Raw genomic sequence first — 13,584 nt, forward strand, 5'->3', positions numbered from 1 at the left:
ATGGCAACGATCAAAGATGTGGCAGCGCTTGCAGGTATTTCCTACACCACCGTGTCCCATGTGGTGAACAAGACGCGCCCGGTGAGCGAGCCGGTACGCATCAAGGTCGAGGCGGCGATCAAGCAGTTGGACTACGTGCCCAGTGCCGTCGCACGCTCGCTCAAGGCCAAGACCACGGCGACCATCGGCCTGCTGGTGCCCAACAGCCTCAACCCGTATTTTGCTGAACTGGCCCGGGGTATCGAGGATTACTGCGAGCGTAATGGCTATTGCGTGATCCTTTGCAACTCGGATGACGACGCAGAGAAACAGCGCAGTTACTTGCGCGTGTTGCTGGAAAAACGCGTCGACGGCTTGATCGTGACCTCCGTGGGTGGCGATGACAGTGGCCTTGCCGCGGGCTTGAGTGCAGTGCGCACGCCCATGGTGATTGTCGACCGGGCGCTGGATGGGATTGATGTGGACCTGGTGCGCATCGATCACGAGGAGGGCGCTTACCTGGCGACCCGGCACTTGTTGGAATTGGGCCACCGCGACATCGCCTGTATCGGCGGCCCGGGGCATACCCGCGTGGCGCAGATGCGCCTGGCGGGTTACCAGCGTGCATTGCGCGAGGCGGGCATCGAGGTGTTGGCCAGTCGTACCCTGGAAAGCGATTTCACCAGCACGGGCGGGTATGCCGCAGCCGTACAGTTATTATCGCAACACCCGCCCAGCGCGATTTTCGCCAGCAACGATATGATCGGGTTTGGCGTGCTGCGCGCCGCCGCCGAGCGCAATGTGCGGGTGCCGGGCGAGCTGTCGGTCATCGGTTTCGATGACATTCAGATGGGGCGCTACGTCTACCCGGCGCTGACAACGGTCGGCCAGTCGATCCTGCAGTTAGGCGAGACTGCGGCCGAATTATTACTGCAACGAATAGCAACACCCCAACTGCCGATCGATCAACGTATCGTGACGCCCAGTATTGTTTTGCGTGAGTCGACCGCGCCATTGGCTGATGTGTTCGCCCAATACCGCTGAACCGAATTGATGAGTACTGATGTATGCCAGCAAAAGTAGTGGTAATAGGCAGCTTGAACATGGACCTGGTCACCCGCGCCAGTCGCTTGCCGCGTGCCGGTGAAACCCTGATCGGCCAGACGTTCTCCACTGTGCCCGGTGGCAAGGGCGCCAACCAGGCCGTCGCCTCGGCACGCCTGGGCGCCAGTGTCGCAATGGTGGGGTGCATCGGTACCGACGCCTACGGCAGCCAATTGCGCGATGCGCTGCTGGTGGAAGGGATCGATTGCCAGGCAGTCAGCACGGTGGAGGGCTCCAGCGGTGTGGCGTTGATCGTGGTCGATGACAGCAGCCAGAACGCCATTGTCATTGTGGCCGGCAGCAACGGTGAGTTGACGCCTGCGTCGCTGCGAACGTGCGACGCTGTGCTGCAGACGGCCGACGTGATCATCTGTCAGCTTGAGGTGCCAATGGAGACCGTTGGGTATGCGCTCAAGCGGGGTCGCGAGCTGGGCAAGACGGTCATCCTCAATCCGGCCCCGGCAAGCGGACCGTTGCCCGCTGATTGGTATGCCTCGATCGATTATCTGATCCCCAATGAAAGCGAGGCCAGCGCTCTAAGCGGCGTGACGGTCGACTCCCTCGACAGCGCCAAGGTCGCCGCGACCGCGCTGATCAGGGCGGGTGCTGGCAAGGTCATCATCACCCTGGGCGCCCAGGGCGCGCTGTTTGCCGACGGCAAGGGCTTTGAGCACCTGGTGGCGCCGAAGGTCAAAGCGGTGGATACCACCGCTGCTGGCGATACCTTTGTCGGTGGCTTTGCCGCCGCGCTGGCCGCGGGCAAGAGCGAAGCCCAGGCGATCCGTTTTGGCCAGGTGGCGGCCGCGTTGTCAGTGACCCGCGCCGGCGCTCAGCCTTCCATTCCTACGCTGCACGACGTACAAGGTTTTGTGCCCGCATGAAAAAGACACCTTTGCTGAATATCGCCCTGTCGCGCGTGATCGCGTCCCTGGGCCACGGCGACATCCTGGTCATCGGCGATGCCGGCTTGCCGGTGCCTCCCGGCGTCGAATTGATCGACCTGGCACTGACCCAGGGCATCCCGGACTTCATCAGCACCTTGCGCATCGTGCTTAGCGAAATGCAGGTGGAAAGCCATGTTCTGGCAGAAGAGATCCTGCTGAAGCAACCGCCCGCGCTGACTTCGCTAAATGCGCTCACTGAGCAGGCTGCATTGGGCGAAAGACGCCTGCTCAGCCATGACCAATTCAAGCAATTGAGCCGCAATGCCCGCGCCGTGGTGCGCACTGGCGAGTGCCAGCCGTACTGCAATATCGCGCTGGTGTCCGGCGTAACGTTCTAGCGTCCCCCCCAATGACAAGGAGTGCTTTATGCAACGTGGTCTACCTACCCTGAAAAACCTGTTCCGGAGTGTTCTGCTTTTGTCCGCGCTCACTGCTGCAAGCGCCCAAGCGGCGGAAAAAATCGACCTGATCATCGACACCGACCCGGGTGCCGACGATGTGGTGGCCTTGCTGTTTGCCATGGCTTCGCCGCAGGAGTTGAGCATTCGTGCGCTGACCACCGTGGCCGGCAATGTGCGCCTGGACAAGACCTCGCGCAACGCGCGCCTGGCGCGTGAGTGGGCAGGGCGCGAGGACATCCCGGTGTACGCCGGTGCGCCAGCGCCGCTGCTGCGCAAACCGATCTACGCCGAGAATATCCATGGCAAGGAAGGCATCTCGGGCGTCACGGTGCATGAGCCGAAAAAAGGCCTGGCCGAAGGCAATGCCGTCGACTACCTGATCAAAACCCTGAGCAGCGCCAAGCCGCACAGCATCACCATCGCCATGCTCGGCCCGCAGACCAACCTGGCACTGGCACTGACTCAAGCGCCCGAAATCACCCAGGGCATCAAGGAAGTGGTCGTGATGGGCGGCGCCCACTTCAACGGCGGCAATATCACCCCAGTGGCTGAGTTCAACCTGTTCGCCGATCCGGTGGCGGCGGAGATCGTGCTCAAAAGCGGTGTGAAGTTGACCTACCTGCCGTTGGACGTGACCCATAAAGTCCTCACCAGCGACGCCCGCCTGAAGAAAATTGCCGACCTGAACAACAACGCGAGCAAGGTCGTCAGCAGTATTCTGAATGAGTACGTCAAAGGCGATATGGAGCACTACGGCATTCCCGGTGGCCCGGTCCACGACGCTACCGTGGTGGCGTACCTGCTCAAGCCTTCGCTGTTCAGCGGTCGTGAGGCCAATATGGTGGTCGACAGCCGCGAAGGCCCGACCTTCGGCCAGACCATCGTCGATTGGTACGACGGCCTCAAGCAGCCCAAGAATGTGTTCTGGGTTGAGAATGGCGACGCCCAGGGCTTCTTCGATCTGCTGACCGAGCGCCTGGCACGTCTGAAGTAAGGTATTTTACCGGGCGGCGCTCGTCGTCCGGTTCTTATTCGCGCCCTTGGGCGCCCCCGTAATCGACCGGGTATTTCTCGAATATCTGGCCGATGAACGCTTGCGCCGCCTGGGTGCCCAGTTCCTTGACCAGCAGGTCGATACCAATGATCGCCAGTTCTTCCGGGCTTCCGGGGCTGTAGGAACTTTGCCCTTGGGGCCACTTGGCTTTGATGTCGGCTTGAAGCGTTACGGTGGTCATGGAAATCTCACGGGCTGAAAATGCGGGGCAGTGCACTGGAACGCTGTTCCAGAGGGGCGCAGTTAAGCATTTTGTACGGCATTTGGCACTGCTACTTAGGCATGACGCAGAGGCTGTGCGACACTGTCTGCCTGTTAAATGGCCGGGAAACACCGCGTGCAAATCGATTTGAGCAAGCCCGACAACCTGACGCTGGACGCCGTGCGCCAACTGCTTGGCAGCGCCAGTGACGACGAACATACCCAACTGCGGGTGACCAAAAAAGGCGTCGCCTACATTTCTTCCGGCGTAGTCGGGGGGGCTGATATCGATGGCCTGCTGTTTCGCCTGGAGACCTGGGCCAAAGGTTCCGGCTACGTCGGCAAGGTGACAGCCAGCGATGAAGTCTGGGTTATGCAGATTTTCAACGCGCTGAAGCAGAATTGGCCTACGCCTTCGTCTGACTACATCGACATCTACTGAATACGTTCATATCTAGTCACGATTCACCGAGCGATTGCATGCCGGGACTCAGGCAGACTTGCCTACAGGCGGTTAACGTCTTGAAACCAATCGCTTTGACTGCTGTCGCACGATCTCTGTCCACTTTTTATCATAGGAGGCTTCATGCCTTGGAAGCTCGCATCATTCGGTACTTTGTTGGCTGCGCTCGCGTTGGCAGGTTGCAGCACCCCGGGTGCCTCTGAGCCAGGCAAAGCTGCCACCGCGACCGATGCCGGTCATAGCCGCTGTGAGTCGAAGGCTGCAGAGTTCGCCATCGGCCAGAAAGCCTCGCCTCAATTGCTGGAACAGGCCCGCACGCGTGCCGGCGCGCAGAATGCACGCATTCTCAAGCCCAATGACATGATCACGCTGGAGTATCGCTCCGACCGCTTGAACCTGAACACCGACAACAACCTCGTGATCAACCGGGTTAACTGCGGCTGATGCGGCTTTTGCATCACCCATAAAAAACCCCGTCACATGGACGGGGTTTTTTTAGCTCAGCGCAGAATTACTCTGGGCGAACCTGTGCAGCTTGCATACCCTTTTGGCCTTTCTCAGCCACGAAGGAAACGGTCTGGCCTTCTTTCAGGCTTTTGAAACCGTCGCTTTCGATAGCTTTGAAGTGTACGAACAGGTCGTCACCGCCACCTTGAGGAGTGATGAAGCCGAAGCCTTTTTCATCGTTGAACCATTTAACGGTGCCGGTTTGGCGATTAGACATGGTGTATCTCCAAGAAACATATATTTTCAGTAGTGCTGTGCTGCTCAGGCCAACTGGGCACACTGGGCTATCATAGTCGAAATGTTCGGCTTGGGAGCCCCCCCAAGGCACTGTTTGCTAATCAATCGCTTTGCGTTTGATCCGTCTTTAGGCTGAAAGCCCCGATTTACGGGGCTTTGCGACGAAATATCAGCTGTTAAAAAAAGCCGTAAAACCTGCATAATTTGTGCGAAATGGCAGTTTTCAGGCTGTTTTTCCAGCGAAATGGCCGTCGAATCGTCAGCCAATCTTACTTTTTCTTCACCACTTTGCAGGACGAAATAGCCGCGACTGCTTTGTTTTTAAGCTCCGGGCTGGCGTTCTGGTTGGTCATCAATTCCTTGATCTCGGCAGTGCTCAATTCGGCATTGATCTTGTCGGCGCCACATTCACAGTGGGCTTTGGCAGTTTTGACGTCCACGTTCTGGCTGGCGGCGGCACTGCAGTCGTTGACGAAGGCGTCACGGGCGCCAGCTGGCCAGTTGGAAGGGGCTGCAGCCTGCGCGCCGAGGGAAAGGAGGCTCAGGGTAGCGGCGACAGCGAGGGTAGAGGTAAAACGCATCATGGGATGCTCCTTTGGGTCGAGGACGAACGGCGATTCTCAGTGGCTTTGAGGCCTCACGTACAGCTCAAGTTCACTTTCGCAGCTATAAAGCCATGAATTGCTCTTTCCCCAACGCTTGGCCGACGCGATGACCGTTCATCTGTGCTAGCATCCTCGCCTGGCTATTTCCCGGCGCGCCATTTGCCGCCTTGCCAGGTTCTTTTTGTTCACTCCAGTCACTCTGGTTCGATTATCGGTTGGCCGAAAGGCTCCTGCCGCTGTAAGGCAGGCGTTCAGCATTGAACGGCCTGGTGTTGGATCTTGTACTGGCTCATCCCAACCCACGTGACCTTTGGTAGGGGTCACCACTAGGAGAGGAGGCGCCATGCCAACTATTACTCTTCCCGACGGCAGTCAACGTTCATTCGATCATCCGGTTTCCGTAGCCGAGGTCGCCGCATCCATTGGTGCAGGCCTGGCCAAGGCCACCGTGGCCGGCAAGGTCGACGGCAAGCTGGTTGACGCCAGCGACCTGATCACCAGCGACGCCAGCCTGCAAATCATCACGCCCAAGGATCAGGAGGGGCTGGAGATCATTCGCCACTCTTGCGCGCACTTGATTGGCCATGCGGTCAAGCAACTGTACCCAACCGCCAAGATGGTGATCGGCCCGGTCATTGAAGAAGGCTTCTATTACGACATCGCCTATGAGCGTCCTTTTACTCCGGACGACTTGGCGGCCATCGAGCAGCGCATGCACGCGCTGATCGAAAAAGATTACGACGTCATCAAGAAAGTCACCCCGCGTGCCGAAGTGATCGACGTGTTTACCGCGCGTGGCGAGGACTACAAGCTGCGCCTGGTGGAAGACATGCCGGACGAGCAGGCCATGGGCCTGTACTACCACGAAGAATATGTCGACATGTGCCGTGGCCCGCACGTGCCGAACACGCGCTTTCTCAAGTCGTTCAAGCTGACCAAGCTGTCCGGTGCCTACTGGCGCGGTGATGCGAAGAACGAACAACTGCAACGGATCTACGGCACGGCCTGGGCTGACAAGAAGCAGCTGGCCGCCTATATCCAGCGCATCGAAGAAGCCGAAAAACGCGACCATCGCAAGATCGGCAAGCGCCTGAACCTGTTCCACCTTCAGGAAGAAGCGCCGGGCATGGTGTTCTGGCACCCCAATGGCTGGACCCTGTACCAAGTGCTTGAGCAGTACATGCGCAAGGTGCAGCGCGAAAACGGCTACCTGGAGATCAAGACTCCACAGGTGGTTGATCGCAGCCTGTGGGAGAAATCCGGGCACTGGGCCAACTATGCCGACAACATGTTCACCACCCAGTCGGAAAACCGCGACTACGCCATCAAGCCGATGAACTGCCCGTGCCACGTGCAGGTCTTCAACCAGGGCCTGAAGAGCTACCGCGAGTTGCCGATGCGCCTGGCCGAGTTTGGTGCCTGCCACCGTAACGAGCCATCCGGTGCGCTGCACGGCATCATGCGCGTGCGTGGCTTCACCCAGGACGATGCCCACATCTTCTGCACCGAAGAGCAGATGCAGGCCGAGTCCGCAGCGTTCATCAAGCTGACCATGGACGTTTATCGCGATTTCGGCTTTACCGAAGTCGAGATGAAGCTGTCCACTCGTCCGGAAAAACGCGTCGGTTCCGACGAACTGTGGGATCGCGCCGAAGCGGCACTGGCGGCAGCGCTCGACAGTGCGGGCCTTGCATACGATCTGCAGCCGGGTGAGGGCGCCTTCTACGGTCCGAAGATCGAGTTTTCGCTCAAAGATTGCCTTGGTCGTGTCTGGCAGTGTGGTACCCTGCAGCTCGATTTTAACCTGCCGATCCGTCTGGGAGCCGAATACGTCTCCGAAGACAACAGCCGTAAACACCCGGTTATGCTGCACCGGGCGATCCTCGGCTCGTTCGAACGGTTCGTCGGTATCCTGATCGAGCACTACGAGGGCGCGTTCCCTGCGTGGCTGGCTCCGACCCAGGCAGTGATCATGAATATCACTGATAAACAGGCAGATTTTGCCGCTGAAGTTGAAAAAACTCTCAACGAAAGCGGGTTTCGTGCCAAGTCCGACTTGAGAAATGAAAAGATCGGCTTTAAAATCCGCGAGCATACCTTGCTCAAGGTTCCCTATCTCTTGGTTATCGGAGATCGGGAAGTCGAGATGCAGACTGTCGCTGTGCGTACTCGTGAAGGTGCTGACCTGGGCTCGATGCCCGTCGCCCAGTTCGCTGAGTTCCTCGCGCAAGCGGTTTCCCGGCGTGGTCGCCCAGATTCGGAGTAATTATTATTAAGCGTGAAATGAGACAAGATAAACGAGCTGCACCGAAAGCCCCGATCAACGAGAATATCTCGGCACGCGAGGTTCGGTTAATTGGCGCTGATGGCGAGCAGATTGGCATCGTCTCGATTGATGAAGCGCTTCGTATTGCAGAAGAGTCCAAGCTGGACCTGGTGGAAATCTCCGCCGATGCAATCCCACCTGTTTGTCGGGTGATGGACTACGGCAAATCGATCTTCGAAAAGAAGAAGCAGGTTGCCGCAGCGAAGAAGAACCAGAAGCAGATTCAAGTAAAAGAAATCAAGTTTCGTCCAGGGACGGAGGAAGGGGATTACCAGGTAAAACTGCGCAACCTGGTACGTTTCCTGAGTGATGGGGACAGGGCCAAGGTATCCTTGCGATTCCGCGGCCGTGAGATGGCCCACCAGGAGCTGGGGATGGAACTCCTCAAGCGGGTTGAAGCTGACCTGCTCGAGTACGGTTCGGTCGAACAGCATCCTAAGATGGAAGGACGCCAGCTTATTATGGTCATCGCCCCGAAAAAGAAGAAGTAATCAACAGGGCACGGCAGGCCTTCTGATTATGTTTATCAACTGAATGCGGAGTACCGAACATGCCAAAGATGAAAACTAAAAGTGGTGCTGCTAAGCGGTTTCTGAAAACTGCTAACGGCATCAAGCACAAGCACGCTTTCAAGAGCCACATCCTGACCAAAATGTCGACCAAGCGTAAGCGTCAACTGCGCGGTAGCAGCTTGCTGCATCCGTCTGACGTGGCAAAAGTCGAGCGCATGCTGCGCCTTCGTTAATTTTGGTTCAAGAATAGAGGAAGTAACTCATGGCTCGTGTAAAGCGTGGCGTCATGGCCCGTAAGCGTCACAAAAAAATTCTGAAACTTGCTAAAGGCTACTACGGCGCGCGTTCACGCGTATTCCGTGTTGCCAAGCAAGCGGTAATCAAGGCAGGCCAATACGCCTACCGCGACCGTCGTCAGAAAAAACGTCAGTTCCGCGCTCTGTGGATCGCTCGTATCAACGCTGGTGCACGTGTTAACGGTCTGTCCTACAGCCGTTTCATCGCTGGCCTGAAAAAAGCGTCCATCGAAATCGACCGTAAGGTTCTGGCTGAACTGGCCGTGAACGAAAAAGCGGTGTTTGCTGCGATTGTCGAGAAAGCTAAAGCCTCCTTGGCTTAAGTACCCCCGACAGTCACCCTGGGCTACTCCTGTGGCCCAAGGTGGTAAACGTCATAAATAGGGGAAGAGCCTTCAAGCTCTTCCCCTATTTTGTATCTGGAGTCTGTACATGGAAAACCTGGACGCGCTCGTCGCCCAAGCCCTTGAGGCTGTGCAAAGCGCTGAAGATGTAAATGCCCTGGAGCAAATCCGGGTTCACTACCTTGGCAAGAAAGGTGAATTGACTCAGGTGATGAAGACCCTGGGAAATCTGCCTGCTGAAGAGCGTCCGCAAGTCGGTGCGCTGATCAACGTCGCCAAGGAGCGTGTCACAGAGGTTCTCAATGCGCGCAAGGCGTCGCTCGAGGAGGCCGATCTTGCGGCCAAGCTCGCCGCCGAGTCCATTGACGTGACCTTGCCTGGTCGTGGCCAGGCATCGGGCGGTCTGCATCCGATCACCCGGACTCTGGAACGTATCGAACAGTTCTTCACCCACATCGGCTACGGCATTGCCGAAGGCCCTGAGGTCGAAGACGACTACCACAACTTCGAGGCGCTCAACATCCCAGGCCATCACCCGGCCCGGTCGATGCACGACACCTTCTATTTCAACGCCAACATGCTGCTGCGCACCCATACCTCGCCGGTACAGGTCCGCACCATGGAAGCGAACAAGCCGCCGATCCGCATTGTCTGCCCAGGCCGTGTGTACCGTAGCGACTCGGATATCACCCATTCGCCGATGTTCCACCAGGTCGAAGGCCTGCTGGTTGATCGCGATATCAATTTCGCCGACCTCAAAGGCACCATCGAAGAGTTCCTGCGGGTGTTCTTCGAAAAAGAGTTGGCGGTACGTTTCCGTCCTTCGTTCTTCCCGTTCACCGAGCCATCCGCCGAAGTCGACATGGAATGCGTGATGTGCAGCGGTAAAGGCTGCCGTGTGTGCAAGCAGACCGGCTGGCTGGAAGTAATGGGCTGCGGCATGGTTCACCCCAACGTGCTGCGCATGTCCGGGATCGACCCGGAAGAGTTCTCGGGCTTTGCCTTCGGCATGGGCGTTGAGCGTCTGGCCATGCTGCGTTACGGCGTGAACGACTTGCGTCTGTTCTTCGACAACGACTTGCGGTTCCTCGCGCAATTTCGCTAGTCGTAACGAATCTTTAGGAGAGCAGGATGAAATTCAGTGAACAATGGCTGCGTGGCTGGGTAAGCCCGCAGGTAGATCGCGACGAGCTGGTTGCTCGTCTGTCGATGGCCGGTCTTGAGGTCGATAGCGTTACGCCGGCCGCCGGTGTTTTCAGTGGCGTGGTGGTGGGCGAGGTGTTGAGCACCGAGCAGCACCCGGATGCCGACAAATTGCGTGTGTGCCAGGTCAGCAACGGTTCGGAAACCTTTCAGGTCGTGTGCGGAGCGCCTAATGTGCGCCCGGGCCTGAAGATCCCGTTCGCCATGATCGGCGCCCAGTTGCCGGGCGACTTCAAGATCAAGAAGGCCAAGCTGCGTGGCGTTGAATCCAACGGCATGCTGTGCTCCCAGGCCGAGCTGCAAGTAGGTGAGGGCAATGATGGCCTGATGGAGCTGCCGGCCGACGCGCCAGTGGGTCAGGACATTCGTGCTTACCTGGAACTGGAAGACGCCAGCATCGAGGTCGACCTGACCCCCAACCGCGGCGACTGCCTGTCCCTGGCTGGCCTGGCCCGTGAAGTGGGTGCGCTGTACAACGCGCCTGTCACCCGTCCAGTGGTTGCTGCCGTGCCGGCGGTACACGACGAAGTACGCTCGATTGAAGTATTGGCGCCCAACGCTTGCCCGCGTTACCTGGGGCGTGTGATCCGTAACGTCGACCTGTCCAAGCCAACCCCGCTGTGGATGGTCGAGCGCCTGCGTCGTGCCGACGTGCGCAGCATCGACGCCGCCGTCGACATCACCAACTACGTGATGCTTGAACTGGGCCAGCCGTTGCACGCGTTCGATCTTGCCGAAATCAACGGCGGCATCCGCGTGCGTATGGCCGAAGAGGGTGAGAAGCTGGTGCTGCTCGATGGTCAAGAAGTCAGCCTGCGTGCCGATACCCTCGTGATCGCCGACCACGCACGCGCCCTGGCGATTGCCGGCGTGATGGGGGGCGAGCACAGCGGTGTATCCGCGACCACCCGTGATGTATTCCTTGAAAGTGCGTTCTTCGACCAGATCGCGATCGCTGGCAAGGCCCGTTGCTACGGCCTGCACACCGATGCGTCGCACCGCTACGAGCGTGGTGTGGATTGGAAACTCGCCCGTGAAGCCATGGAGCGCGCCACCGGCCTGCTGCTGGAAATCACCGGTGGCGAAGCCGGCCCGATCACCGAAACCGTCAGCGAACAGTACCTGCCGTCGATTGCGCCGATCACCTTGCGTGCCAAAAGCGTTGAGCAGATGCTCGGCCTGGTCATCGAGCCGGCTGAAATCGAGCAACTGCTGTCTGCGCTTGGCCTGGGTATTTCTGCGGGCGGGGAAGGGCAGTGGCAGGTTGCAGTACCTAGCCATCGCTTCGACATCAGCCTGGAAGTCGACCTGATCGAAGAGCTGGCGCGCCTGTACGGCTACAACCGCCTGCCGGTTCGCTATCCGCAAGCACGCCTGGCACCGCAACCCAAGGCCGAAGCGCGTGCGCACCTGCCTGAACTGCGTCGTTTGCTGGTTGCCCGTGGTTACCAGGAAGCAGTGACCTATAGCTTCATTGATCCAAAACAGTTCGAACTGTTCAACCCTGGCGTAGAGCCGTTGCTGCTGGCCAACCCGATCTCCAACGACATGGCCGCCATGCGTTCCTCGTTGTGGCCGGGCCTGGTGAAGGCACTTTCCCACAACCTGAACCGCCAGCAAGACCGCGTGCGCCTGTTCGAAAGCGGCTTGCGTTTCGTCGGCCAGCTCGATGGCTTGAAGCAAGAGCCAATGCTGGCGGGTGTTGTCTGCGGCAGCCGTCTGCCGGAAGGCTGGGCGCAAGGCCGTGAGGTCGTGGACTTCTTCGACGTCAAGGCTGACGTGGAAGCGGTGCTGGGCTTTGCCGGTGCGCTGGACGCCTTTACGTTTGTACCGGGCAGCCACCCAGCCTTGCACCCAGGCCAGACTGCACGTATCGAGCGTGAAGGTCGCCTGGTGGGCTTCGTCGGCGCCATTCACCCGGAACTGTCGAAAACCTTGGGTCTGGACCGTCCAGTCTTCGTGTTTGAGCTAGTCTTGGCTGAAGTTGCGTCGGGCAAGATGCCTAAATTCAGCGAGTTGTCGCGCTTCCCTGAAGTGCGCCGCGACCTGGCCCTGATTGCCGACCGTGAAGTCGCTGCCACTGCAGTTCTGGATGTAATCCGTGAAAATGCAGGGGAATGGCTGACAGACCTCAGGCTATTTGACGTCTATCAGGGTAAAGGCATTGATCCGCATAGAAAAAGCCTTGCAGTTGGCTTGACCTGGCAGCATCCATCGCGCACTCTTAATGACGATGAGGTGAATACCACGACGCAAAATATCCTCACCTCGCTCGAACAAAGGTTGAACGCCACGTTAAGGAAGTGACGTATGGGGGCTTTGACGAAAGCTGAGATGGCGGAACGTCTGTACGAAGAGTTGGGTCTGAACAAGCGCGAGGCCAAGGAATTGGTCGAGCTGTTTTTTGAAGAGATCAGACACGCTCTGGAAGACAACGAACAGGTCAAATTGTCCGGTTTCGGCAATTTTGACCTGCGAGACAAACGCCAGCGGCCTGGCCGCAATCCAAAAACGGGAGAAGAAATCCCGATCACGGCTCGCCGTGTGGTCACCTTTCGTCCAGGGCAGAAGTTGAAGGCCCGAGTTGAGGCTTATGCTGGAACCAAGTCATAACGACGAGCTACCCGTCATCCCAGGCAAACGCTACTTCACCATTGGTGAAGTCAGCGAGCTGTGTGCGGTAAAACCGCACGTGCTGCGCTATTGGGAGCAGGAGTTTCCTCAACTCAACCCCGTCAAACGCACCGGGAACCGTCGGTATTATCAGCGCCAGGACGTGCTGATGATCCGACAGATCCGCGCGTTGCTGTACGACCAGGGGTTCACCATCAGCGGTGCACGCCAGCGTATGTCCGGTGATGAAGCCAAAGACGACACCACCCAATACAAGCAACTGATCCGCCAGATGATCTCCGAATTGGAAGATGTACTGGTGGTGCTGAAAAAATGATTCAAGCTTTAAAAATACTTCCACATTTCAAAAGCTTGCGGTATATTCCGGTTCGCTTCGTTAAGAAGCGAACCCAGTAACACGCCTAGTCGGGGCGTAGCGCAGTCCGGTAGCGCACTAGCATGGGGTGCTAGGGGTCGAGTGTTCGAATCACTCCGTCCCGACCATATCTTTCAATGACTTAGCCCAATCTTCACCGGTTGGGCTTTTTCATCTCTGAAAAAATACTCCCACATTTACTCCCACGGATATCTTGGATCTCGGTAGCTATGCCATCTGAGAGGCGTTCGAGTCTTGTGTCCCCCGGACAGCCCCTACCGGTGCAAGAACCTGAAGAAGCGAAGACGTTCGTTAATGAGTTGCCGATCTGGACAGTCCGCGAGGCAAGCTTCGGGCGATGGCTGTAGGTAACGCGGAGCTCTCTGTTGCTGGTGAAGTGATCCGGGCATTCGCTCAGA

General features: G+C 58.0%; 17 protein-coding genes and 1 tRNA gene. 15 read left to right on the plus strand and 3 right to left on the minus strand.

Features of this window, described 5'->3' with window-relative positions:
* From A7K61_RS01400 to A7K61_RS01415, 4 genes are read left to right on the plus strand one after another with little or no spacing between them, the layout of a single operon-like run.
* Positions 1-1,023 carry a LacI family DNA-binding transcriptional regulator gene (locus tag A7K61_RS01400; protein WP_003192500.1) on the plus strand — a complete coding sequence of 341 codons (1,023 nt, stop codon included), beginning with the start codon at positions 1-3 and terminating at the stop codon, positions 1,021-1,023.
* Between the two features lie 23 nt (positions 1,024-1,046).
* The gene (rbsK, locus tag A7K61_RS01405; RefSeq protein WP_069556783.1) at positions 1,047-1,964 is read left to right on the plus strand and encodes a ribokinase; all 918 of its coding nucleotides are present in this window, start codon (positions 1,047-1,049) and stop codon (positions 1,962-1,964) included.
* Positions 1,961-2,365: a D-ribose pyranase gene (gene rbsD, locus A7K61_RS01410; protein ID WP_047711349.1), complete on the plus strand. Its 405-nt coding sequence runs from the start codon at positions 1,961-1,963 to the stop codon at positions 2,363-2,365. The genes rbsK and rbsD overlap by 4 nt, the downstream gene beginning before the upstream one ends.
* 28 nt (positions 2,366-2,393) lie before the next feature.
* Positions 2,394-3,422, plus strand: coding sequence for a nucleoside hydrolase (locus A7K61_RS01415; protein WP_032896207.1), 1,029 nt, complete (start codon positions 2,394-2,396; stop codon positions 3,420-3,422).
* 34 nt (positions 3,423-3,456) lie between these two features.
* Here the strand turns inward: A7K61_RS01415 and A7K61_RS01420 are convergent, their stop codons facing one another.
* Entirely contained in the window at positions 3,457-3,663 is a 207-nt protein-coding gene (locus A7K61_RS01420; RefSeq protein ID WP_047711348.1) for a hypothetical protein, read from the minus strand.
* 156 nt (positions 3,664-3,819) lie between these two features.
* Between A7K61_RS01420 and A7K61_RS01425 the strand changes: the two genes are divergently transcribed.
* The gene (locus A7K61_RS01425) at positions 3,820-4,125 is read left to right on the plus strand and encodes a hypothetical protein (RefSeq protein ID WP_069556842.1); all 306 of its coding nucleotides are present in this window, start codon (positions 3,820-3,822) and stop codon (positions 4,123-4,125) included.
* A gap of 144 nt (positions 4,126-4,269) precedes the next feature.
* Entirely contained in the window at positions 4,270-4,590 is a 321-nt protein-coding gene (locus tag A7K61_RS01430) for an I78 family peptidase inhibitor (protein WP_003192494.1), read from the plus strand.
* Positions 4,591-4,657: 67 nt separating this feature from the next.
* Here the strand turns inward: A7K61_RS01430 and A7K61_RS01435 are convergent, their stop codons facing one another.
* Entirely contained in the window at positions 4,658-4,870 is a 213-nt protein-coding gene (locus A7K61_RS01435) for a cold-shock protein (protein ID WP_003179963.1), read from the minus strand.
* A gap of 289 nt (positions 4,871-5,159) precedes the next feature.
* Positions 5,160-5,474 (minus strand): hypothetical protein, encoded by a 315-nt coding sequence (locus A7K61_RS01440; protein ID WP_019820908.1) that lies wholly within the window; start codon positions 5,472-5,474, stop codon positions 5,160-5,162.
* Between the two features lie 364 nt (positions 5,475-5,838).
* On the opposite strand from A7K61_RS01440, the gene thrS reads away from it, so the two are divergent.
* The 9 genes from thrS (at position 5,839) to A7K61_RS01485 (ending at position 13,293) form a co-directional block, all read left to right on the plus strand.
* On the plus strand, positions 5,839-7,761 hold the full coding sequence (thrS, locus tag A7K61_RS01445) for a threonine--tRNA ligase (protein ID WP_003192490.1): 1,923 nt from the start codon (positions 5,839-5,841) through the stop codon (positions 7,759-7,761).
* A complete protein-coding gene (infC, locus tag A7K61_RS01450; protein WP_015884933.1) occupies positions 7,761-8,312 on the plus strand; it encodes a translation initiation factor IF-3 in 552 nt (183 codons plus the stop codon). The genes thrS and infC overlap by 1 nt, the downstream gene beginning before the upstream one ends.
* 59 nt (positions 8,313-8,371) lie before the next feature.
* Complete coding sequence (gene rpmI, locus A7K61_RS01455; RefSeq protein WP_002553160.1) at positions 8,372-8,566, plus strand: 50S ribosomal protein L35; 195 nt, start codon at positions 8,372-8,374, stop codon at positions 8,564-8,566.
* A gap of 29 nt (positions 8,567-8,595) precedes the next feature.
* The gene (rplT, locus tag A7K61_RS01460) at positions 8,596-8,952 is read left to right on the plus strand and encodes a 50S ribosomal protein L20 (protein ID WP_003192488.1); all 357 of its coding nucleotides are present in this window, start codon (positions 8,596-8,598) and stop codon (positions 8,950-8,952) included.
* A gap of 109 nt (positions 8,953-9,061) precedes the next feature.
* On the plus strand, positions 9,062-10,078 hold the full coding sequence (gene pheS / locus A7K61_RS01465; protein WP_003192486.1) for a phenylalanine--tRNA ligase subunit alpha: 1,017 nt from the start codon (positions 9,062-9,064) through the stop codon (positions 10,076-10,078).
* Between the two features lie 26 nt (positions 10,079-10,104).
* Positions 10,105-12,483, plus strand: coding sequence for a phenylalanine--tRNA ligase subunit beta (gene pheT, locus A7K61_RS01470; protein ID WP_069556784.1), 2,379 nt, complete (start codon positions 10,105-10,107; stop codon positions 12,481-12,483).
* A 3-nt stretch (positions 12,484-12,486) separates the two neighbouring features.
* Entirely contained in the window at positions 12,487-12,789 is a 303-nt protein-coding gene (gene ihfA, locus A7K61_RS01475) for an integration host factor subunit alpha (protein WP_002553164.1), read from the plus strand.
* The gene (locus A7K61_RS01480; RefSeq protein ID WP_003174972.1) at positions 12,770-13,126 is read left to right on the plus strand and encodes a MerR family transcriptional regulator; all 357 of its coding nucleotides are present in this window, start codon (positions 12,770-12,772) and stop codon (positions 13,124-13,126) included. Before ihfA ends, A7K61_RS01480 begins: the two co-directional genes overlap by 20 nt.
* Before the next feature lie 90 nt (positions 13,127-13,216).
* Positions 13,217-13,293 (plus strand) — tRNA-Pro (locus A7K61_RS01485).
* Positions 13,294-13,584 lie beyond the last annotated feature (291 nt).

Origin of the sequence: Pseudomonas sp. AP42 (genome assembly GCF_001728935.1) — a bacterium.
In the GTDB taxonomy this organism is placed as follows: domain Bacteria; phylum Pseudomonadota; class Gammaproteobacteria; order Pseudomonadales; family Pseudomonadaceae; genus Aquipseudomonas; species Aquipseudomonas lactis.